At 60.8% G+C, this 21130-nt stretch carries 20 protein-coding genes and 3 pseudogenes; 1 reads left to right on the forward strand and 22 read right to left on the reverse strand.

The features are described 5' to 3' along the window. Positions 1 to 3: 3 nt before the first annotated feature. The 22 genes and pseudogenes from BM171_RS16355 to BM171_RS16460 form a co-directional block, all read right to left on the reverse strand. Positions 4 to 993 carry an ABC transporter substrate-binding protein gene (locus BM171_RS16355; protein ID WP_093014976.1) on the reverse strand — a complete coding sequence of 330 codons (990 nt, stop codon included), beginning with the start codon at positions 991 to 993 and terminating at the stop codon, positions 4 to 6. A gap of 80 nt (positions 994 to 1073) precedes the next feature. After that, positions 1074 to 2159 (reverse strand): porin family protein, encoded by a 1086-nt coding sequence (locus BM171_RS16360; protein WP_093014978.1) that lies wholly within the window; start codon positions 2157 to 2159, stop codon positions 1074 to 1076. 173 nt (positions 2160 to 2332) lie between these two features. Continuing rightward, entirely contained in the window at positions 2333 to 3385 is a 1053-nt protein-coding gene (locus tag BM171_RS16365) for a FecCD family ABC transporter permease (RefSeq protein ID WP_093014980.1), read from the reverse strand. Beyond that, a complete protein-coding gene (locus tag BM171_RS16370) occupies positions 3382 to 4368 on the reverse strand; it encodes a FecCD family ABC transporter permease (protein WP_093015035.1) in 987 nt (328 codons plus the stop codon). The genes BM171_RS16365 and BM171_RS16370 overlap by 4 nt, the downstream gene beginning before the upstream one ends. Beyond that, on the reverse strand, positions 4368 to 5222 hold the full coding sequence (locus BM171_RS16375) for an ABC transporter ATP-binding protein (RefSeq protein WP_093014982.1): 855 nt from the start codon (positions 5220 to 5222) through the stop codon (positions 4368 to 4370). Before BM171_RS16375 ends, BM171_RS16370 begins: the two co-directional genes overlap by 1 nt. 253 nt (positions 5223 to 5475) lie before the next feature. Then, the gene (locus BM171_RS16380) at positions 5476 to 5904 is read right to left on the reverse strand and encodes a DUF1284 domain-containing protein (protein ID WP_093014984.1); all 429 of its coding nucleotides are present in this window, start codon (positions 5902 to 5904) and stop codon (positions 5476 to 5478) included. Next, on the reverse strand, positions 5901 to 6488 hold the full coding sequence (locus BM171_RS16385) for a biotin transporter BioY (RefSeq protein ID WP_093014986.1): 588 nt from the start codon (positions 6486 to 6488) through the stop codon (positions 5901 to 5903). The genes BM171_RS16380 and BM171_RS16385 overlap by 4 nt, the downstream gene beginning before the upstream one ends. 159 nt (positions 6489 to 6647) lie before the next feature. Next, entirely contained in the window at positions 6648 to 7271 is a 624-nt protein-coding gene (locus tag BM171_RS16390; RefSeq protein ID WP_425438959.1) for a GntR family transcriptional regulator, read from the reverse strand. 284 nt (positions 7272 to 7555) lie between these two features. Then, positions 7556 to 8029: pseudogene (locus BM171_RS16395) on the reverse strand (IS3 family transposase); the annotation flags it as partial. A 255-nt stretch (positions 8030 to 8284) separates the two neighbouring features. Further along, a complete protein-coding gene (locus BM171_RS16400; protein ID WP_093014989.1) occupies positions 8285 to 9313 on the reverse strand; it encodes an IS110 family RNA-guided transposase in 1029 nt (342 codons plus the stop codon). A 64-nt stretch (positions 9314 to 9377) separates the two neighbouring features. After that, positions 9378 to 9803: pseudogene (locus BM171_RS16405) on the reverse strand (IS3 family transposase); the annotation flags it as partial. Between the two features lie 12 nt (positions 9804 to 9815). Next, a complete protein-coding gene (locus BM171_RS16410; RefSeq protein WP_093014990.1) occupies positions 9816 to 11177 on the reverse strand; it encodes an IS110 family RNA-guided transposase in 1362 nt (453 codons plus the stop codon). Positions 11178 to 11405: 228 nt separating this feature from the next. Continuing rightward, a pseudogene (locus BM171_RS16415) lies at positions 11406 to 11642 on the reverse strand (transposase); the annotation flags it as partial. Positions 11643 to 11660: 18 nt separating this feature from the next. Further along, a complete protein-coding gene (locus tag BM171_RS19450) occupies positions 11661 to 12086 on the reverse strand; it encodes a transposase (RefSeq protein WP_093014992.1) in 426 nt (141 codons plus the stop codon). Positions 12087 to 12141: 55 nt separating this feature from the next. Beyond that, entirely contained in the window at positions 12142 to 13680 is a 1539-nt protein-coding gene (gene tnpC, locus BM171_RS16425; RefSeq protein WP_093014994.1) for an IS66 family transposase, read from the reverse strand. 68 nt (positions 13681 to 13748) lie between these two features. After that, positions 13749 to 14102, reverse strand: coding sequence for an IS66 family insertion sequence element accessory protein TnpB (gene tnpB / locus BM171_RS16430; protein WP_093014996.1), 354 nt, complete (start codon positions 14100 to 14102; stop codon positions 13749 to 13751). After that, entirely contained in the window at positions 14099 to 14482 is a 384-nt protein-coding gene (gene tnpA / locus BM171_RS16435) for an IS66-like element accessory protein TnpA (protein ID WP_093014998.1), read from the reverse strand. Before tnpA ends, tnpB begins: the two co-directional genes overlap by 4 nt. A gap of 545 nt (positions 14483 to 15027) precedes the next feature. Further along, on the reverse strand, positions 15028 to 15237 hold the full coding sequence (locus tag BM171_RS16440; RefSeq protein WP_093015000.1) for a hypothetical protein: 210 nt from the start codon (positions 15235 to 15237) through the stop codon (positions 15028 to 15030). Between the two features lie 150 nt (positions 15238 to 15387). After that, positions 15388 to 16599, reverse strand: coding sequence for a Fic family protein (locus BM171_RS16445; protein ID WP_093015002.1), 1212 nt, complete (start codon positions 16597 to 16599; stop codon positions 15388 to 15390). Between the two features lie 125 nt (positions 16600 to 16724). Beyond that, entirely contained in the window at positions 16725 to 17135 is a 411-nt protein-coding gene (locus BM171_RS16450) for a hypothetical protein (RefSeq protein ID WP_139218726.1), read from the reverse strand. Positions 17136 to 17353: 218 nt separating this feature from the next. Next, on the reverse strand, positions 17354 to 19540 hold the full coding sequence (locus tag BM171_RS16455) for a heavy metal translocating P-type ATPase (protein WP_139218727.1): 2187 nt from the start codon (positions 19538 to 19540) through the stop codon (positions 17354 to 17356). A 625-nt stretch (positions 19541 to 20165) separates the two neighbouring features. Continuing rightward, complete coding sequence (locus tag BM171_RS16460) at positions 20166 to 20558, reverse strand: group III truncated hemoglobin (RefSeq protein WP_245760304.1); 393 nt, start codon at positions 20556 to 20558, stop codon at positions 20166 to 20168. A 149-nt stretch (positions 20559 to 20707) separates the two neighbouring features. Between BM171_RS16460 and BM171_RS16465 the strand changes: the two genes are divergently transcribed. Then, entirely contained in the window at positions 20708 to 21121 is a 414-nt protein-coding gene (locus tag BM171_RS16465; protein WP_093015009.1) for an RrF2 family transcriptional regulator, read from the forward strand. The last annotated feature ends 9 nt before the right edge of the window (positions 21122 to 21130 follow it).

Genomic DNA, 21130 nt, shown 5'->3' on the forward strand with positions numbered 1-21130 from the left:
CCATCAGTTGTTCAGCGGCACGAAATCTCGGGTCGCTATATTCGCCAGAACGATTGCGAGTGTATTTTCGAGCGCGCGGAAGCTGACGCCTCGCATGGTTTCCCGGTCGAGAAGTAAATGCTGATTGTGGCGGGGTGCATGAAGGATCTCGTCCCAGCCAGGGACCAGGTCGTCCCACTCTGCAAGGCGGGTACTGGGCGGCTGGTCGAATGCGATATTGTAAGTGCCGACCATAAAGTCTGAGTCGATCTGCGGCAAAATTTCGGGACTCAACTCAGCATTGCCGTCTTTGAGTTGCGCGATCACCGGCGGTGTGACGAAACCAAGTTCGTCGATCACGTGGCTGAGGGCCGCGTAATCCTTGTAGACCCAGAGCTTTCCGTCGAAAGCCTCGGCCACGGCGACGCTGACTTCTGACGAATCGCCGATCATGTCCTCGACGACGCGCCGGCCGTCGGCGAGCTGCGTGTTAAATTGCGAGAGGCGGTCCTCGTACTCCTCCAGCACACCGCCGGCATCTGCGATCTTCTCGAACCGCTGCAAAAGGGGATTGCTCCAAATCCCAATCACCACAGTGGGCGCGATAATCGAGAGCTGGTCATAGATGTCAGTCTGCCAATCGGGTATCAGAATGAGATCAGGGTCGGCCCCTGCAATCGCCTCGAGATCAGGATTGTTCGGATCACCAACCCAAGTCAGGTCAGAGTCGGAGAACGTCAGCCCGAAGATATCGTAGGCGCCGCGTGGGTACGGCAGACCGTCGTTCTTGGAGCCGTCCACTCGGCCCGAAGAGCCGACAAGATTCGCACCCAGCTCCCAAAGCGGCGCCGTGAACTGTTCGCCGCGCAGGGACACAATGCGCTCCGGGGTTTCGGGGATGCAGGTCTGGCCATGGTCATGAACGAAAAGGCGTTGGCCTTCGGCGCAATCCTGGGCAACTGCAGATGACCCCATGGCGGCGGCAAAAAAGGCAAAGACGATCGCGTTTTTCAATGCAGCATGTCCTCTTTTTTGGGCGATGACCGGAGTGGTCACCGAAGAGGACCGGACCGCTCTCGCGGCCCGGTCCTTCGTTAGAAACTGACCGAGAACCCGGCGCCGATCAGCGTGTCATCGCCCGACGGCGCCGACAGTCGTGACGCCCCGATATCGAGAGTCAGGCGGTCCGGAATGACGGCGTACTCTGCCGAGAGACCGTAGGTTGTTTGATGCTCAGTCGAAAAATCTGCCGTCGAGAAGTCGGCCACTTGGGCGCGGGTAACCCCGCCGCCGATCAGCAGACGGTCGGTTGCCTGCCAATCGAGCCCGAGTGCGAGACCAAATTGCGTCGTGTCTGTTCCCTCATAGAACTGGGCCGATCCGGACGCGCTGTAGATCAGATCACCAATCCCATAGGTCGCCCCTGCCTGGACGACAGTTGCATGCGCGCCGCCATGATCTGGCGTCCCAAAGTAGTCGGTGACGCGCTCGAACCCGATTGTGTATTCGAGGCTGTTGCCGCTGACGTCGCCGGCATAGGCGAGCGCCAGGCTGAATGTCCGACTGGGATCACCCGCCGATAGATCCTCATCGGGCGGGTTGGACAGGCTTGCATAGACCGTGTAGCCGTTGAAGTCGGGCGTATTGTAGAGGAGCGTGGATTGGAACCCGAAGCTCTCACAGCTTCCGAAATTCGTCAGGTCGTCGGCAGCGAAGTTCGTGGTACCGCCTGGTGCCGTTATGCAGCTGAAGCCAACGGCGCTGTCGATGTCTCCGTAGGCCAAACGCCCGATTGCGTCCGACTCGATGAATAAAGCGTAGGCGTCACGGAAGAATTCTTCGGTTTCGCGGAGATAGGTACTCTCATATTCCGCACCGAACGACAGGCCGCCCGGTGTGGTAATTGTGAGCGAGCTGAAAGTATACGGGTCATCAGCTCCAAACTCCTTTTCGTCATTGGAACTCGTATAAAGCTCAGGTGCCAAATACGCCTCGACACTCCAGCCACTATCGGCAGTCGTCGTCAACGTGAACTCCGGGTAGAGACCCACGTAGCTGTCACTCCCGTTCATATCGCTTTCGGCGATGTACCCATCTGCACTGAAACCGAAGCTCAGCTCGGTATCGGCACACGCTTGCGCTGCAATCATTGACGCCGAACAGGCGAGAAACCCGGCCATACCACCGCGCGCGAATCTAATTTGCCTTCCCATGTATCCCTCATCACCAGTCTTTTTTGGGTTTCAAAGCTGGCTGGCGATGGGGCTGGCGCGCCTTCGAACGAATCTTGACTAAAATAGTCGGAAACAAGATTCAAGGTAATAAACGTAAAAGATGTCCGCACAGGAGATCTTTAAAGTTGTGTTCTCGTTTGGCTGCGCAGCAGAACCATCACAAAGACCGGCACCCCGACGAGCGCCGTGACGATCCCGGCTGGGATCTGAACGGGTGCGAACAGCGCGCGTCCGATCAGGTCCGCACCTGAGACCATCACCGCGCCCACAAGCCCCGTCAGAACAAGTTGGAGTCCCAGGCCAGTGTGAACCAGCCGTCGCGCCAGGTGCGGGGCGATCAAACCGACAAAACCAAGCGGGCCGACGGCCGACACTGCAATGGCCGCCAAAGCCACGGCGAGGGTGATCAGAATGATCCGTGCCGGGCGCACGGCCACGCCGAGCCCGGTCGCCATGTCCGGCCCGAAGCGAAGTGCGCGCATCGGTCCCACCGCCCAAATCACAGCCGGAACGAGTAACACGGTCAGAAGCGACAGCATTCGGACCTCGCCCCAGCCCGCCGCATGTATGCTGCCGGCCAGCCAACCAAGAGCCGACAAAGCCTGATCGACTTGCCCATAGGTCAGCATGGCCGAAGTGATCGCTGAAATAAAGGCGGCGATGCCGATGCCGGTCAGGATAAAGCGCATGGTCGCGCCCCCTGCCCGCTTCATGGCGATCCATTGAATGATCGCCGCGACGACAAGTGCGCCACCGAATGCATACAACGGTCGCAAAGGACCGTCCGCACCTGGAAAGGCGACGATGATTGCGACGACAGCCAACGATGCCCCCTGGCTGACGCCAACGAGCGAGGGGTCAGCCAAGGGATTGAGCGTAACATTCTGCAGGATCGCTCCTGACAGACCAAGAAGCGCACCGACAAGAAGCGCAGCCAGAAGACGTGGAAACCGAAACTGCCAGACAACAGTGGAAGCTGTCTCTTCCGGCGGCACACCCGTCAATGTGGCCCAGACACCTGGCAAATCGAGCGGATAGCTTCCAGACATCAAACTGATCGCAACGATCCCGAGGATGACCGCCGACAATCCTGACACGGCCAGAAGACCCTTGATCGGAACTGCCAGCGCTATTCGCTCGCCCGCGCTTCGCAGGATCAATGCGTCATTCATAGCCGCGTCCTCACCAACCAGATAAAGAAAGGCGCGCCGAGAAGCGCGGTTACGATGCCTGTCGAAACCTCGACCGGCGCAAGCACCAACCGCGCCGCGATATCGACCAGCAGCAGATAGGCTGCACCGATGCCGGCCGAATACGGCACGACGAGCCGGTAGTCCGACCCGACGAGCAGTCGTGCGACGTGCGGGATGACGAGCCCGACAAATCCAAGCGGCCCCGCAACGGCGACCGACGCAGCCGTCAACACAACCACGCAGATGAGAACAATAATCTTCAGTCGCGCGATATCGACGCCGAGGCCAATCGCCGTTTCTTCGCCCATGGCGAGCGCGGTGACCTGACGCGCGACCGCGAATGAGATCAACAGTCCAGCGGCAAACCATGGCAAGCACCACAAAAAGACGTCCATCTGGCGACCGGCCAAGGTGCCGGTCAGCCAGACGCGCAGGCTCTCGAAAGTCTGCTCGTCCATGAGCTGCATCAGGGTGATGAGGGCGCCGAGAAAAGCGGTCACCGCGGCGCCGGAGAGAATTAGCGACAACGGTGTTGCCCCACCAGGCACCCGCGCCGCGATAGTCCAAACCATAACCGCGCCCCCGAGCGCTCCCAACGCTGCAACAGCCGGGATCCAGCCAGGCGCCGCGAGGCCGAAGAACCCGATCGCGGCCACGACAGCAAATGATGCCCCAGCCAGCAATCCCAGAAGGCCCGGCTCGGCCAGGGGGTTTCGGGTCACGCCCTGCATCAGAGCTCCGGCAACTGAGAGCGATGCACCCACGCTGATCGCGAAGATTGCGCGCGGCAGGCGTAAATTACGGATCACGACATGATCGAACTCGGTCTGGTCGAAGGCCCAGAACGATTGCGCGACGGTCAATAAAGGGATCGCCTTGGCGCCGACAGCGATATGCCACAGGAATAGCAGGAGGATGCCGCCGATCACGACCGGTGGTCCCAGGTAGAGTGCGCGCGACATCATTCCGCCGCGCGCGCCTGAATTCGGGTTCGAGGGATGCACACGGGCCGACCGGTCTCGGGGTCCGCGATCACCTGCGCATCTAAATCAAAGACATGGCTCAGGTTGTCTCCCGACACCGTCTCGCCCGGTAGTCCCTCCTGGACGATGCAGCCGTCCCGCATCATCACGATACGGTCCGCATAGGCGGCGGCCATATTCAATTCATGCAAGACTACGACCAGTGTCCGCCCTTTCTCGCGCGCGATCCGGTAGAGCAGCGACATGATATCGACCTGGACACGCAAATCGAGAAACGTCGTCGGCTCGTCGAGCAGGATCACCTCGGTGTCCTGTGCCAACACCATCGCTATCCAGCACCGCTGGCGCTGACCACCGGAAAGCGATGCTACAGGCCGGTCGGCCAGCTCGGCAACGTCGGTTAATGCCATTGCCTCATCGACGGCATCAGCATCCTTGCGTGTCCATTGTCGCAAAAGCGACTGATGCGGAAAGCGTCCTTGCGCCACCAGCTCGCGCACTGACAAGCCCTCGGGCGCGATCGGTCCTTGCGGCAGAAGTGCCATCTTCTGTGCAATCTGGCGCGTGGGCACATCGGCCAACGGCGCTCCAAACAGTTCAATCCGACCAGATCCGGGTTTGAGGATCCGTGCAAGAACCTTGAGCAAGGTAGACTTGCCACAACCGTTCGGTCCGACCAGCGCAGTTATCCCTCCGTCCAGAGCGCAGAAATCCACGTCGTGCAGGATGCGTTCCGTGCTGTATCCCGCGCAGATGCCGGCGCAACGAATAGCCGATCCTGGCCCTCTAACCGACCCGTCGCGCGTCACGGCAGGATCCGCAGATTCTTCCATGTGAGGCATCCTTTCCTCGCCCATACTCGGAAAGGCATACTATTTTTGTCGGCTTTTGCAAGGTGCCATAATTCCATGTGACACTCTCACCCTATGCGCTCACTTAGCGGCCTAATGGTCGCACAGCCCGCGACAGGCTGGCGACTAACTTGGGATGGTAGCATAACGGCCCTGTGCAGGTCGAAGTGTCTGGACAAAGGAATTTTTTGACCATTCGTCGCAATGCGCACGAGCGGCCGGGAGGAGGCTAAAATCAGTCTTTGCCATGAAGGCAAGTGCCAGCATACCGTGCAGCGGCGACGTCGCTGCATAAGGAGGCCCATGCGCAACCTTCGCAAGCCGACCTCAAGCGCATGTCGGCAAACGCGCTGCGCAGATACTGAATCGATGCGTCGTCCAGCGAAAGCCGCGCCCCCGACCTAACTGTGATCTGCAGCACCTTCCCGATGTCGTCCGACGCGGCCCGGTCCCGCGCAATCACGCTGTCACGGCGGCAATGCGCGTCTTCTTCATGGAGCAGGGGCGCGCAGATATCGTCGGGACCATCGACGATCTCGATCTCTTCCCCCGCGGATACGCGCTCGATGATCGCTGCCATGTTGGCCGTGAAGGCAGGGGAATATCCCCTACCAACATGGGTTAGAATGCATAGAAGATGGTGGGGCCGAAGCAGCACCGTCATGCGTCGGTATGCTTCATCCTGCCGTGGATCAGCTTGAGCACCATCGCGCCGAGCGCAGACTTCAGAACGGCACCGAGGAGGAACGGCACGACACCGGCCATGATAGCCTGCTCGGGGCCAATGAGCACCGCCAGCCACGTTGCGCCCAAGGCAAGGCAGGCTGCATTGCTGACGAGCATGCCGACGAAGGCCAGTCCGACGCGCTTCCCATTCCAGCCGCGTTCGGCCAGCCAACCCACGATCATGCCTGCAACAGGGAATGCGAAAAGGTACCCGCCCGTCGGCCCTATGAAGTGCTGCGCACCCGAAGCGCCCCCGGCCAGAACGGGCAGACCCAGAGCCCCCTCGACAAGCCAGGCCGTGATCGTGATGCCGCCGAGCCGCCACCCGTAGAGCGCGCCGATCAGGGCCACCGCAAAGGTCTGCAATGTTACGGGAACAGGCACCATCGGAACCTCGACATAGGACGAAAGCGCCAGGAACACGGTTCCCAAGACCACCGCGCCAAACTTCCAGGCGAGTGAGCGATTGCGAATGTCTAACGAGGTGCGTGCAGCACCGGCTGGCGTGGCGGCTGAGGTCATCGTGCGATCATCCTTTTCAAAATTATAGATAGAATCTCTATCCGATATCTAACTTTTGTCGGGAACGTGGATGCATCGCAAGGGACGCCGTAAAATCGAGCGATCCAGAAGTCTGCCAAAGGCATGGCCGAGTTAACGCTCCCTGCCGAAAGGCCTGCTCTAGCGCGCCTTCGAGCCCATCCATGTCACGTGCCGCGCCAGAATCGAGGCGGCAAGGTCCACATTTCTGGCCCGCAGGGCAACAAGGATCGCGCGATGATCGCGGTCAGTCGGAATTTCCCATTCCGCGCTCCACCCAGAGAACAGGAAACGCGCACTCACTACGTGCAGATCATCGATCGAACGCATTAGGCGGGGCATCCCGCAGGGTGTCAGTATGGTACGATGAAACTTACGGTTCTCCGCCTCCCAGCCATATACATCGCCGGCGCGATCGCCTGCACGGGTGGCTTCCTCTGCTTCATCCAAGATGGAAGCCGTGAGGTGCGGCGCGGCGTTGCGAAGCGCTAGCACTTCGAGCGCCCCGCGCATCTGTGCGACCTCTCGAATCTCGTCGAACCCGAAAGCCGCAACCCGAACTCCGCGGCGAGGTTCGCTCTCGACAAGCCCCTGAGACTCAAGCCGACGGAAGGCTTCTCGCACTGGTACGTGGCTGACGCCGAACTCCTGAGCAATGTGATCCTGCCGCAGACGCTCTCCCGCGGCGATCTGTCCGGACACGATACGGCGGGAAAGCTCGCGATTAATCCGCGCGGCGTGGGAATCTGCTTTAGCAACCATGATAGATTATCGATAATTCACACCAGGATGGACGTCTAGGTGGGGATCAGCCTCGCGTAATTCTAAAGATGCAACGCCCTATCCCCCGTCACAACCGCCGCGTAGTCGTGTCCCTCCGCGTGGGCGCACTCCACAGAGGTCTCGCATTTTTCTGAATTTGCTTGATACACATGTGCCAAGCAAAAACCTTAAGTGATAGGCATGACCAATCTTGGCAACAACGCCGGTGCCGGATGCCAAGGCATCTAGTCGAGACTGATCTTAGGGAGTGAATAGCCCCGAATTTCTTAGACGCCCTCGTTCCTCAGTTTCTGCTGCCGCTCGAACTCGAGGGGCGACAGCATTCCGTTCCGCGCGTGCTTGCGCTTCGGGTTGTAGAACATCTCGATGTAGTCGAACACGTCTCGCCTGGCTTCCTCTCGGGTGCGGTAGCTGCGCCGCCTGATCCTCTCGCGCTTGAGCAGGTTGAAGAAGCTCTCGGCGACGGCGTTATCGTGGCAGTTGCCTCGACGGCTCATGGAGTGCTCGAGGTCATGGGCTTTCAGGAAAGCGGCCCAGTCCATGCTGGTGAACTGACTTCCCTGATCGGAGTGGATCAGCACCTTAGCCTTCGGCTTCCTCCGCCATGTGGCCATGAGCAGAGCCTGGAGCACGACGTCGGTCGTCTGGCGCGACTGCATGGACCATCCGACCACGCGCCGAGAGAACAGGTCTATTACGACAGCGAGGTAGGCGAAGCCTTCCTGGGTGCGGATGTAGGTTCTTTAATTGATCCTCCGCGCTCGTTCAGTTTGCTGTCGGCGTCGGCGGCCTGCAAGGTTCTTTCCGAAGTCGCCGATGTGGCGCTTCATCTCGGCGTTCAAGGCTCGGGCGTCCCGAAGGTGAAATGCGCGGTCCGAAGTCGGCCGCAAGTAGATCGCGCGGGCTCGTCCCGTTGCCTGCCACCGTCAGCCGACGCGGCAACTGCTGGGGCGGGGTCTCGAATAGGCCGCCCTAAATCGTCATCGACATAAGCTTCATGCCTCCCGTTCCTGGTAGACGTCGCCGGAGATCCAGATCGCGTGCATGATGACCGCGAGCTTGCGGGCCAGCGCGACAACCGCCTTCTTGTGGCTTGTCCGCTGCTTCACGGCCATGGCCCAGCCCCTGAGTGCCTGGCCGCGGCCGGGCTTCACGCGGCATAGCAGCGCATTCGCCGCTTCGTAGAGCATCGTTCGCAAGAGCCGGTCGCCGCGCTTGGAGATCCGACCGCCATAGTCAACGGCGCCCGACTGATGGCGCCGGGACGTCAGCCCCGCGTAGGCCCCGACCGAGCGCGACTTGGCGAACCGCCCTGGCGCGTCGATGGTGGCTACGAAGGTCGCCGCCGCCACCGTCCCGACGCCGGGCACGGTCATCAGTCGCCGGCAAGCATCCGAGGCCTTCACCTGACGGACCAGTTCCTTGGTCAGCGCGGCCGCCTGGCGAAGCGCCTCCGTGCGTACCGCCAGAAGCGGTAAGATGATCGGGGTCAGCCCGTCCTGGTCTTCCAGGACCGCGCGAATACGCCCCTCGTAGGTCCGAGGCTGCGCGGGCACGCGCAGCCCGAAGCTCGCGAGCAGGCCACGAATGGTGTTCTCGGCGTTACGCCGTGCCCCTATGGCGGCATCCCGGGCCAAGAGCAGCGCGCGCCTCTCCTGCGCATGGCGGCTTTTAACCTCGACCTTCCGGTAGAAGCCCGTGCGCGCCAGGTCGGCGAGCATCGCCGCGTCATTCGCGTCCGTCTTGTTGTGCATCTGGCTGAGCACCGCGTGAGCTTGACGGGCATCCACGCAGATGGCCGGGAGTCCCCGCAGCGTCAACTCGCCGTGCAGCCAGTTCGACATCCGCCCGGTCTCGAGAACCACGCGTGCGAGCGAGCCCCGGAAATCCTCGAGCGCTGCACAGATCACGTCCGGCTCCGTCGCGACCTCGCATGCACGATCAACCCCGCCATCGGTGCGCCGCACACAAATCGCCGTGGCATCCTTGGAGACGTCCAGGCCCACATAGTATCGTTCTTCCATATCCACTCTCCTTCATCCTCGGCCACAATGGACCGTCAGAGAGCGCGGGGGATCAATTACTCAGAGTGATGTCGGTCACCCAGACATTATCCGGCGCCTCCACGTCGAATTGCCGATCCAGAGTGTTGTCGACCACGACCGAGGGTTTGCCACCATACTTCCCGGGTCGGCGCTTGTAGCCGATCTGTGCTGTGATCCCGGCCAGCCTGGTCAGGCGCGCGACGCGGTTCAGGCAGACGTCTTCGCCCTGTTCGAGAAGATCGTCGTGAAGTTTGCGGTGCCCATAGACCTTGCCGCTTTCGACCCAGGCCTCCTTCAGCAGTTCGGTCTGGCGGGCGTCTTCCTGGGCACGCTTGCGGGGCGGCGCCTTCAACCACGCATAGAAGCCGCTCGGCTGGATGCGCAGACACCGGCACATCGCCCGGACGGAGAACTGCCCGCGATGCTCGGCCACGAACGCGTATCTCACTTGGCATCCTTGGCGAAATACGCAGTCGCCTTCCTAAGAAACAGCCGGTTCAGGCAAAACGGGCGCCAAGGCGTAGCCCAGGGTCTTGGCGCGCCGCTGGAGGTTCGCGAGAACGCGCTGGCGGTGTCGCTCATCATAGGCTGCGGCGCCTTGATCTTGATAGGTCATGCCATGCCGCACAGCGTTGTAAAACAGCACTGCGATCTTGCGCGCTGTCGCCGTGACCGCCTTCTGCTTGCCAATGCGTGATGACAACCGCCGATAGAACGCGCCCAATGCCGTGTCGCTTCGGCCAATCGTGACTGCCGCCAGACGCAGGAGTGCAGCGGCACGACTGGAGGATCGGCGTGTCCGAGAGGACAGCAGCTTACCCCCAGAGATCTTGTTGCCCGGGGCCAGACAGAGCCACGACGTGAAGTGCTTGGCGCTTTTCCAGGCGCACAGGTCCGTGCCGCATTCGGCCACAAGCTTCAGAGCCAGCGATGGCCCAAGCCCGTGGATCTGCGTCAGGTCCGTGCCCAACACCCCGTAAAGTGCGGCCCGAACATCGAAGGACGGTGCATTGTGCTGCCTGCCTTTGATCCGTGCCTTCGGCAGCGGAGCCAGATCATCGTCTGCCCGGACAGTAAGCGCTCCAACCGCCGCCTCCAGCCTTCGGTCGCACACCTCGATCTGTGCTTTGAAAAAGTCGTAAAGTTCCAGAGACTGAGTAAGCGCGAAGACATGCTCCTCACGGTCGTTGCCGACCAGCGCGGCTTTGATCGTCTCGGTGGACGCTTTGCAGCGCAGATCACGATGAGCGGCGAGAACCTCCGGATCGCGCTCGCCGGCGACGATGGCACGGATGATCCGCATGCCTGTTGCGCCGGTGATGTCGGACACGACGTGATGCAGCTGCAGGTTCATCTCCATCAGCGCCTTCTGCATGTGTTGAATATGAGCGGCCGCATACTCTGTGAGACGTTCGCGCTGGCGCATGTAAGCACGCAGGGTTGCGATCTCGGCTTCGGGGCGGAAACTACCACGCAGCAGGCCGTAGGAATGCAACTGGCGCAGCCATCCTGCATCGCTGACATCGGTTTTGCGGCCGGGCACGTTCTTGGCATAACGGGCGTTCACCAGGATCACCTCGAAGCCTCGGGCCTCGAGGATCTCGAACGCCGGGATCCAGTAGACGCCGGTGGATTCCATGGCCAAGCTGGTGACGCCGCAAGACCGGAACCAGTCGGCGAGGTCGTGCAGATCCTGGGTGAACGTGCCGAAGGCGCGCACCGGCATGTCACAGCTGGACGGGTTTACCGCTGCCATGTGCATCGTCGAGCCGATGTCGATCGCGGCCGCATTGGGATTGACCATCTTCAGGTCCGGGTGGTCGCCGGTCGTAAGTCTGGGCATGACATCTCCTCCGTTCAGAACGAAGGGCGTGGGCCATGCAAGTTCGTCATCTTCCTATCCGGGATCGCCGCGATGGCGGCGTCACCACTCTCAAGTGCGCATCAGCCCATGTGCCACGTTTTTTAACGGGGTCCAGCCCACCAATAAGCGATCGGTAACTGCCCTTCGGGCGAAGCGTAGCACAGGCTGTTACTACCGCGCACAGGCGGGCTGCGGCCCGGAACGGTTTTTTAGGATCTCCCGCTCCTCCGTCACTCTCAGGAGTTCACGCTTGAGCCGACGGATCTCCGTGTCCTTCTCCGCCTCTCCCGATAACGCCTTCGCGAACTTCTTCTTCCAAGCATAGAGCGAATACGGGCTGACCCCGAGACGCTCCGATACTTCCCTAACCGGGTAGCCCCGCTGGGTGATCTGCGCGACCGCGTCCCGCTTGAACTCGTCGCTGAACTTGCTGCTGCTCATCATGGCCTCCTTGCTTCAAAATTAGCGAAGAAGGCGTCCACGATACATGGGGCTATTCAGTCCAAGCCAGGCAACAAACTCCCGCCCTGATCGAAACGCCGACGGGTCCGGGATAGTCGCGGCAAAGGCCGTTGCGGTAATCGGCCCTATCCCCGGTATGGTCGCAAGCAAGCGACAGATCGAATTGGTTTTGTGGATCTCCGCTAACCGGATGTCGATCCCATCGATCTGCTGATTCAGCGCATCCAGTTGCCCGACGAGAGCATCCAAAGCGAAGCACGCATCCTCCGGTAGATCCTCTCGTATCTCGTCCTGCTTTGCGATGAGGGCATCGACCCGGTACCTACCCTGTGGGACGATAACTCCATATTCGGCCAAATGCGCCCGGAATGCACAAGCTGCCATCGTTCTCTGTCGGACCAGAAGCCCTCGGGCTCGGTGCGTCATCAGTCATCCTCCTCTTCTTGAACGACGACAAAGCGTAACGTAACCGGTGTTCTGATCACACCTTGCCGGGATAATTCCATGGCAGCAGGTCATCGACCTGGCTCTGCATGTGGCCCGTCGCGATAGCGCTGAGGGTAGCGGCCAACCAGGCGTGGGGATCGACGGCGTTGAGCTTGCAGGTCTCGATCAGCGAGGCGATGACAGCCCAATTTTTCGCCCCGGCATCGTGGCCGGCGAAGAGGGCGTTCTTCCGGTTCAACGCAATGGGGCGGATGGTCCGCTCGACGGTGTTGTTGTCGAGCTCAATCCGACCATCGGTCAGGAACAGGCAGAGGCCGTCCCAGTATTTGGCGATGTATTTTAGGGCCTCGCCCAGGGGCGATTTCGTCGCGACACGGGCGCGATGGTGGGTGAGCCAGGCCTCAACCTCGGCAATGATCGCTGCAGAGCGTTCCTGCCGCGCCGCAAGACGTGCTGCGGGATCACACCCGCGGACCTCGACTTCGATGCGATAGAGGTCGCCGACAAGCTTCACGCCCTCTTCGGCAATCGGCGCCGGACCGGCGCGGGTGATCTCGACCAGCTTGCGCCGGGCGTGCGCCCAGCAGAAAGCTAACCGGATATCGGGGCCGACCCGATCGGGGGCGAGCAACCGGTTGTAGCCGGCATAGCCGTCGACCTGTAGCACGCCGCCAAAGCCCTGTAAGATCCGCTCGGCATGGCATCCGCCGCGACCAGGTGCATAGCTGAAGGCTATTCCGAGCGGTGCTTCGCTGCCCCAGGGCCGGTCATCCCGCGCCAGCGCCCAGAAGTATCCAGTCTTGGTCTTCCGCTTGCCCGGATCGAGCACCGGGGCGCGGGTCTCGTCCATGAAGAGCTTGGTCGAGCGCTTCAGGTCTGCCATCAGGGCATCGAAGACAGGGCGTAACTCGAAGGCTGCCCGCCCGACCCAGTCCGCGAGCGTCGAGCGGTCGAGGACGACACCCTGGCGGCTGTAGATTTGCGCCTGGCGATACAGGGGAAGATGGTCGGCGTATTTGCTGACCAGGACATGCGCGACCGTCGCCTCGGTCGGCAGCCCACCGGGGATCAGACGTGCCGGCGCCGGTGCCTGCATGACGCCGTCAGTGCAGCTGCGGCACGCGTATTTGGGGCGGCGCGTCACGATCACCCGGAACTGGGCAGGGACGATGTCCAGCCGTTCCGACACGTCTTCGCCGATACAATGCAGGCAGCCCCCGCAGGCGCAGGTCAGGCTCTCGGGTTCGATCACTTCCTCGATGCGCGGCAGGTGGTCGGGCAGCGCCCCGCGATTGACCGCCCGGGGCTTGGCGCTCCGCCTGGCAGCCGGGGCATCGGCTTCTTCTTCTGCATGGACCGCGGCAATCGCCGTCTCCAGATCCTCCAGCGCCAGTTCAAACTGGTCCGGGTCACTCTTCTCCGACTTGCGTCCGAAGGCGGCCTGCTTGAAGGCCACGACCAGCTTCTCCAGCCGCTCGATCCGCTCATCCTTGCGCAGATTGCGCGCCTCTGAGGCGACCAGCATCGCCTTCAGGGCGTCAATGTCATCGGGCAGGTCGGCGGCACTCAGCATGGAGCCGATCTATCAGACCAGCCCCGGTTCCGCCCGCCCAAAGCACCACCCGAGTCATCCTGCCGCAGTCATTCGACGGTCTCGGGCGCGCGGGCCTCGATGGCCCGGACGCGCCGCCAGTCGAGCCCGGCAAACAGGGCTTCGAACTGGGCATGGCTGAGCGTCATGAGCCCGTCCCGGATAGCGGGCCAGGTGAAGCTGTGCTCCTCCAGCCGCTTGTAAGCCATCACCAGGCCGGTCCCGTCCCAATAGAGCAGCTTCAGCCGGTCCGCCCGCTTCGCGCGGAACACGAAGACCGTCCCGATGAAGGGCTCCTTGCGCAGCTCGTTCTTCACCAGAGCCGCCAACCCGTCATGCCCCTTGCGGAAGTCCACCGGTCTGGTGGCGACCAGGATCCGCACCCGGTTCGACGGGAAGATCATGCCGGAGCTGCCAACGCACGCACGATTGCGGCAATCCGTTCCGCCGAGGCCCCAGCCTCGAGCCGGATCGTCACCGCTCCCATGATGATCTCGGCAGGTCCGGAGGCGGGGGCCGCCTTCTCGAGGGCCGGTGGCGCGACAAGCATCGTGGCAAACTCGACCTCATCATCCGGCGCAGGCAGCACCAGCTTGCCCTGACGCGCCATCGTTCGCCATGAGGAAACATGGTTCGCCTGAATGCCATGTGTTCGCGCCACCGCTGCAACACTCGCCCCCGGCCGCAAAGTCTCCGCTACGATCCGGGCCTTCACCTCAGCCGGCCACTTCCGGTTCCGCCGACGGCTTCCACCAACCGTGAGAACCTCCAATGTAGCATCCATGGAGAAACTCCTTCCCATTTAACCCTGAAGGAGCCGATCTCAGATTTGGCCGGGCGCAGGAAGGTGGGGAGAAAACACCGGTTACGAAATTCTGCATCTGAACGCCATCTGAATCCAGACGCGGTGTGATGCCGCCATCCGGCGTCGAGAGGTACTGAGGACCGGTTTCGCAGTCCGTATGAAGGCCCATGCCTGAGCGCTCAGTACCATCTGTGCTATCGCGAGGATTCACCGTCTCACCAAAGATGCCAGCGAAAACAGCCAGGGCGGAAATCCCGCCCACGATTGTCCAGAAGATACGCTTCAGGAGGTTCCGGTAGACGACGCCGACAACGCTTTCGAGTCCGTTCCTGGACATGACCATGTCGAAAGTCGAGAATTCACCGTTCGCATTCTTCGATCCGCTCAGAACCGTAATGTTTTCGTCCCGTACAGTGAAACCCTATCCTTTGAATTATCGAAGGACAGCAGAGTACACCCGAGGCCGTAATTAATCCCTATCTATTCTTTACTAGGGGCGACCTTGGTTGCTGACGAGCTCGGTATCAGACGTAGTAGATGTCGTTGAAGACATGCCGGACGATGTCCTGGCGACGAAGGCCGCGGCGTGCCAGCTCATCGTCGCTCATCGCGTTGAGGCGCTCGACACGTTGCAGGCGCGGATGGTTTGCATACATCCGGTCGATAGCATCCATGATACGGTTCAGGATCCCGCGTTTTTCAGAATAGTTGGTGTGCTCTGCCGTTGCGGCCATGTTGTCTCTCCATTCGGTATGCGCTGGGCGCGTGTTTCGATGGAGCAAGTATTCGCCGCAGCGCAGCATCGCCACCGGCAAAGAAGCAAGGCCGCGTCCCGGCCAACGCATACCGATCAGGCACACGCCGGGGAACTACGAAGAACCAAATTACAATTTGGGACTATCACCATGGTCATGCAGATCAGGATCTGTGCCGAAGGGGCGCGTCAATACATTCAGCATCGCCGGTGAGGCGAAAATCCTGTTGCGGGAAAACCCGGTTCTCTCCTCAACGACCCCCAATCTTTCAAGTTGTGCCAACCCATCGGATGCGGCCTTGAAGGTCACGCCCAGAAGGTCCGCAAGTGTCCAAGCCCTGAGAACGGGGTATGACTTCAAAATGGCCAGTGTACGTTGGGCTGTCGAGTTTTTCCGAAGCTTCAACGTCGTGTTCCAATCGGACTCAATCTCTTCGACAGCTGCGATGGTGGTTCGGAACTCCACCTCTGTGCCGATGATGGCACGCGCCAGAAGATCAATCATTGGCGAATGATCAAGCCTCTGCTGGGCCGCCTTTAGTGCCTCAAAATACTCAGACTTATAAGCTTCGATCCAAGGAGACAGGTATACCGGAAGCATGCCATTTGCTGCGAACATCATGGGCACCAGCAATCTGCCGATGCGACCGTTTCCGTCTAAGAAGGGATGAACCGCTTCGAAATGAGCGTGTGCGACGGCACTGCGCACGATAATCGAAAATTGGGATTGGTCCTCTGGTTCTTCCCGCATGTAGCACAGCGTGTCCTCGAGACATTCTGCAACATCCGCCGGGGGTGGCGTGTTCCACGTGGACGTAGACGGGTCCTTACCTTGCCCGCCGATCCAAACCACTTCTTCTCGAATGGTTCCCGGATCCCCTCTGAATCCCTTGATGGCGCCCGCGAGCCTAGCATGTAGACCTAAAACGAGGTCTACAGTGAACGCGTTGCGACCGTGTTTACGAACCAGGCCAAGACCATAATCGAGGGCAATCGAGACGCCCCGTGTCTCGATCGTTTCGTCGCTGGCATCGCCGTCCTCTTCAAACTCGAGGAGCGCATCCAAGGTGCTCTGGGTTCCTTCGATAGAAGAACTGCTGACGGCTTCCTGACGCTCGAGAATTCGCGTCAATGCGAAGGCACTCTCAGAGTGGTGGAACTCCTGCGTCAGGCGAGCAAGCGTGCGCTCGGCCTCCGCCGCCCGTAGACCGACCTTTGATCCTCCTACGCCGATATGACCGCGGCTCGGACGTGCTGGAACGACACCGCGATGCGCTGAATGGGGCGGTGGATAGTGCTTTAGGCAGGCTTTGACTTCGTCAGAAAGGTCGGTAGCTCGCATGATAAACCTATAATACACCCCAATGAAGGCATCATGTATTATAGGTTATATCAAAACCTATAACAAGAAGGCGCGGCCGCACCGCATATTATAGGTTTCCGCTCAGAGCTTCGTGACGTATCAGCTCAGGCGCACGCGGGCGGATCCGGGTCGGGCACCTTTTGCCCGGTATTGGACACCCCGCTTCCGGCTACGCGGACACCTCCATAAGAAAAGTAGCTTCCGGCGACCGCAATGTCAGATTTAACGGAGCCGGCCCCACCTCTTGCCGAAAGGGAACGGGACTCTGCACGTGCAAAAGCTTCCCCAAGTTGGCGGTGGTTTTTCCGGATCAGAATGATGCTCAGGACAAAGGCCAAGAGGGCGACGACACCTACAAAAATCGCAAGGAACTGCATCCACGTGCTTTGCGCAGACCACGCCGCATAGAAAGAGACCGCGACAACAAGCAGGTCCAGAATTGCGACCATGACGCTCAGGTAGTAGCCGACCCGCAGATCGGAGATGGTCTCTTGTTCGCTCTCGAAGTCGGACATGTTCAGGACCTCACGCATTGCCCCAAGGTCAACAACTAGGCCGCATGGCGCGATCGGAAATAAGTCACCGATCAATCTGACGAAATCGAGGGCATAACCAGCCTGTCACCCTGATCGAAGCCGGAAAAGTCTGTCATCGGGCGGTCCAACGTTGCGGATTGGATCACCACCCACGGCACTCAACACGATGGTGACCGGGATCAATAGGTAGAGGATCGTCATGCGGACACCTCTTTGAACGTTGCAATCCGCTCCTGCTCCCCTGCCCCGTTACGATTTAAACGAAGCGAATTTGCCACCACCAGAACAGATGATGCTGACATTGCAATGGCGGCAATCAATGGCGTGACGACCCCGCCAATCGCCAAGGGTACGGCGATGCAGTTGTATAGAATTGCGAGTCCGAAGTTTTGCCGCACGATCCGGGCGGTCTGTCGGGCGACGCGCAACGCCAGCGGAACGGCACTCAGGTCATCACGCAAGAACACGAGATCGGCGGCGGCGCGGCCGGCATCGGATGCCGAAGCGGGCGACATCGACACATGCGCCGCGGCCAACGCAGCGGTGTCATTCAGTCCATCCCCCACCATCAGAACTCTGCGTCCTTCACTCCGCAGAGTGTCAAGACGAGCGATCTTGTCGTCAGGGCCCATCTCAGACCGCGCCTCAGCAAACCCGAGCCGATTAGCGAGCCGCGCCACGGCACGTTCTGAGTCTCCGGAAAGGATCTCGCTTGGGAGACCGCTCCGCCTCAACTCTCCGACAGCTTCTGCCGCACCGACGCGGGGCGTTTCGTCCAAGGGGAACCGCTGCATCTTGTCCCCGTCAAAAGCAAAGGCCGGGCCATCACCGTCGCTCCAGTGCGCCGCAATTTCGCCGACCCAAGAGGCCCGCCCGAGCCGCGCAAGCCGTCCTTGGACCACGCCTTCAACTCCGAAGCCCGGATGCTCCCGGATCTCCTCAGGCGTCACATGCGAGGCACAAAGGTATGTTGCAATGCATTGGGCGGAAGGGTGCGACGAACGCGTAGCGAGGGCTCCCACCGCCGTATCGGAGGCAGCATTCAGCCTCGGGAAGTCCTTCAGCGTCGACATACCGGTCGTCAAGGTACCAGTCTTGTCCCAAGCAACACGATCAACTTCCGCCAGTCGCTCCAACGCCGAGCCATCTTTCATCAAAATTCCTTCCGCCATGAGACGGCCTGCCGCCACGACATGGGCGACGGGCACAGCCAGCGCCAATGCGCAGGGACAGGTGACAATCAGAACGCTGATCGCCACGAAGGCGGCGCGCTGCCAGTCACCGGTCATTGTCATCCAGCCTATGAAAGTCGCTAGCGCCAACAGGTGGATCAGCGGGGCATAAAGCGCTGCGGCACGATCAGCGATCCGCACATAGCGCCCACGACCGGCTTCGGCAGTTGCCAGCATCCGCATCATCCGAGCGAGAAAGCTCTCGCTGACTGGACGGCGCGCACGGACATCTACCGAGCCAGTTAAGTTCAAGGCGCCGGCTTCGACCTTGGATCCAGCAGCCACCGCGACCGGTTCGGACTCGCCCGTCACCAAGGCCCGGTCGAGATCGGTCTCACCGGATAGAATTTCCACATCGACGGGGATTCGCTCACCAGCCGGGATCCGCAATATCGTGCCCGGCACAATTGCCTCAACCGAAATTGTCCGGACGTTGCCGGAGGGCAGGACTTGCCGAGCCTCCCGTACCGCCAGGCGCGACAATCCGGTCATCGCGTTGCGGGCGCGGGTGCGCATTCGATGGTCGAGATAACGGCCTATCAAAAGGAAAAAGGTCAGCGTAACCGACGCATCAAAGAAGACCTCACTGCCGCCGCGAACTGTCTCGAAGAGGCTGAGCGCGGTGGCCAGCGCGATCGCGAGGGCGATCGGTACATCCATGTTCATTCGGCCACCGCTTAGGGCTGTCCATGCCGATGTGAAGAAAAAACGTCCGCCATAGGCGATGACCGGCACGGCGATAAGGGCGGAAATCAGATGAAAGGTCTCCCGCGTCGCCCCGCCGGCGCCAGACCAGACAGCTACCGACAGAAGCGTGACGTTCATCGCGCCGAACCCTGCCACAGCGACGGCCCGGAGCAGCGCCTGATCAGTCCGGTCGCCCGTCTCCATGGAGAGATCGGCGTCGTCGATCAGTGTCGCAGGATGTCCAATCCGCTCCAGCTCGGAAAAAACAGCGCCCAGGTTACTCGTGCCTTCGGCGGGCGTGACCATGATCCGGCGCATTGTAAGATTGGCACGAGCATTGACGACTTCAGGGAGTGCCCCGAGCGCGCGCTCGATTCCAGCCACGCATCCGCCGCAGCGGATCGAGGGTGCTGAGAGCGTGACTTTTCCGGCAGTCTCAGTTGTTCTCGCGGTGGAAACCGTCACGGTGCTATCCCTTGTTAAGTAAGCGATCAGTAGAGCGCATCGTCCTTCGGTTTCTTGACTGCTGTCAAACTTCCACGGGTGATGCGGGTATTGCCCCTGTTTCCCGGGCTAAAAAATTCATCCGCCCTCGCAGCTACCATCTTTATCTAGCCTGTCTGGCGTCAGCACCCATGGGATAGAATTGAGGTCTTCATTACGGAATATTTCTGGATCATCGCAGCCACCAAGACGCGAAGATAAACCAGAATTCCGGAACATCGAAAGGTTCGGCAAACAAACAGGTCAATGAGAGCAAACGTATAACCCCTACACAGTACTCAGCCGAAGGACGCAGAGTAGTGATGGTGGCCGATGGATTGAATGACAGCGTAGCGTTGGTCGCGAAAAAGTGTCGATATTGCCCGCTTTGGCATACGATGCCGGCCGGGCTGCCGCCGATCTCGTATTCATGTGAGATGTCTTAAGTGCCACTCGTCTGGCGTTGCGCGTCGCCCGACGGACCGCCCGGATCGTGCGGTGGAAAACTCTCGATTTTATACAACTTCATTGCCGTGCTCTTGGCAACTGGCGCGTCCACGCGGCGGCGGCGTGGGTCGGGGCGGCGTCGGTCATTGGGGTCCTTTCGTCAGCGCAGGGCAGGAACGGCGTCGGGGGCGGCCTGCGCCTCGTCGACCGCGATTTGCAGCGAGCGGGCAATGCGTTCGGCGCGTTCGATGACATGCGCGGCTCCGCAGGGCGTGCAGACCTCGTGCGCCGTCTCGCGGAAAAGTCCAAGCCATTGTTCGAAATGAGCCCCGTGGATCGGCAGCGGCGTGTGCGCGGTCACCGGGCGGCCATGGTAGCGACCGGTCATCAGCGCGACCGAGGACCAGAACGCCACCATGCGCCCCAGGTGCGGCCCCCAGTTTTCGATACGCGCGGCAAAGATCGGACCGAGGATCGTGTCGCAGCGGACCTTCGCATAGAACCGATGAACGAGGTCGCGCAAGATTTCCTCGTCGAGGTCCGTTTTATTCATGATGGCGGCTGTCATCTCCGGCCGGGCCGACGCAGTGCGCGGCGGTTGATCGTCGATTGTCATGGTCATTTCCTGATCTGGTGTTGACCTCGAGGCTAGGTCTGGTAATCGGTATTGTAAATACTCATTCATCCGGGACGTTCGCGGCGATGCGCCTCACCTCCTTCACCGACTACGGTCTGCGCATGCTGATGCGCATGGCGAGCGCGCCGGACAGCGCCTTCTCGACCGTCGATCTGGCGGACGAATTCGGGCTGTCGCGCAACCATCTGGCCAAGATCATGCAGCGCCTTGCAAAGGCCGAGCTGATCGTGACCCGCCGCGGCGGCGGCGGCGGCGCCTCGCTGGCCCGACCGGCGTCGGAGATCCGGCTCGGCTCCGTTGTGCGCCTGCTCGAAGAGGGGCAGCCGCTCGTCGAATGCTTGAACGTCGACGGCGGCGCCTGCCCGCTCGACGGGCGCTGCCGACTCAAGGCGCGCCTGCGGTCAGCGGAGTCGGCGTTTCTTGCCGACCTCGATCGTGCAACGCTCGCTGATATCGCTCTCGAACCGATGCCGGCATAACGAAAGGAT

Source organism: Roseivivax halotolerans, from assembly GCF_900115815.1.
Classification (GTDB): domain Bacteria; phylum Pseudomonadota; class Alphaproteobacteria; order Rhodobacterales; family Rhodobacteraceae; genus Roseivivax; species Roseivivax halotolerans.

Excerpts from the sequence above, each read along its gene's own strand:
- BM171_RS16360 (WP_093014978.1), bottom strand. The coding sequence starts at position 2,159 with ATGGCCGGGTTTCTCGCCTGTTCGGCGTCAATGATTGCAGCGCAAGCG.
- BM171_RS16365 (WP_093014980.1), bottom strand. The coding sequence starts at position 3,385 with ATGAATGACGCATTGATCCTGCGAAGCGCGGGCGAGCGAATAGCGCTG.
- BM171_RS16370 (WP_093015035.1), bottom strand. The coding sequence starts at position 4,368 with ATGTCGCGCGCACTCTACCTGGGACCACCGGTCGTGATCGGCGGCATC.
- BM171_RS16375 (WP_093014982.1), bottom strand. The coding sequence starts at position 5,222 with ATGGAAGAATCTGCGGATCCTGCCGTGACGCGCGACGGGTCGGTTAGA.
- BM171_RS16380 (WP_093014984.1), bottom strand. The coding sequence starts at position 5,904 with ATGACGGTGCTGCTTCGGCCCCACCATCTTCTATGCATTCTAACCCAT.
- BM171_RS16385 (WP_093014986.1), bottom strand. The coding sequence starts at position 6,488 with ATGACCTCAGCCGCCACGCCAGCCGGTGCTGCACGCACCTCGTTAGAC.
- BM171_RS16400 (WP_093014989.1), bottom strand. The coding sequence starts at position 9,313 with ATGGAAGAACGATACTATGTGGGCCTGGACGTCTCCAAGGATGCCACG.
- BM171_RS16410 (WP_093014990.1), bottom strand. The coding sequence starts at position 11,177 with ATGCCCAGACTTACGACCGGCGACCACCCGGACCTGAAGATGGTCAAT.
- BM171_RS19450 (WP_093014992.1), bottom strand. The coding sequence starts at position 12,086 with ATGACGCACCGAGCCCGAGGGCTTCTGGTCCGACAGAGAACGATGGCA.
- tnpC (WP_093014994.1), bottom strand. The coding sequence starts at position 13,680 with ATGCTGAGTGCCGCCGACCTGCCCGATGACATTGACGCCCTGAAGGCG.
- tnpB (WP_093014996.1), bottom strand. The coding sequence starts at position 14,102 with ATGATCTTCCCGTCGAACCGGGTGCGGATCCTGGTCGCCACCAGACCG.
- tnpA (WP_093014998.1), bottom strand. The coding sequence starts at position 14,482 with ATGGATGCTACATTGGAGGTTCTCACGGTTGGTGGAAGCCGTCGGCGG.
- BM171_RS16440 (WP_093015000.1), bottom strand. The coding sequence starts at position 15,237 with ATGGCCGCAACGGCAGAGCACACCAACTATTCTGAAAAACGCGGGATC.
- BM171_RS16445 (WP_093015002.1), bottom strand. The coding sequence starts at position 16,599 with ATGCGAGCTACCGACCTTTCTGACGAAGTCAAAGCCTGCCTAAAGCAC.
- BM171_RS16450 (WP_139218726.1), bottom strand. The coding sequence starts at position 17,135 with ATGTCCGACTTCGAGAGCGAACAAGAGACCATCTCCGATCTGCGGGTC.
- BM171_RS16460 (WP_245760304.1), bottom strand. The coding sequence starts at position 20,558 with ATGAATAAAACGGACCTCGACGAGGAAATCTTGCGCGACCTCGTTCAT.
- BM171_RS16465 (WP_093015009.1), top strand. The coding sequence starts at position 20,708 with ATGCGCCTCACCTCCTTCACCGACTACGGTCTGCGCATGCTGATGCGC.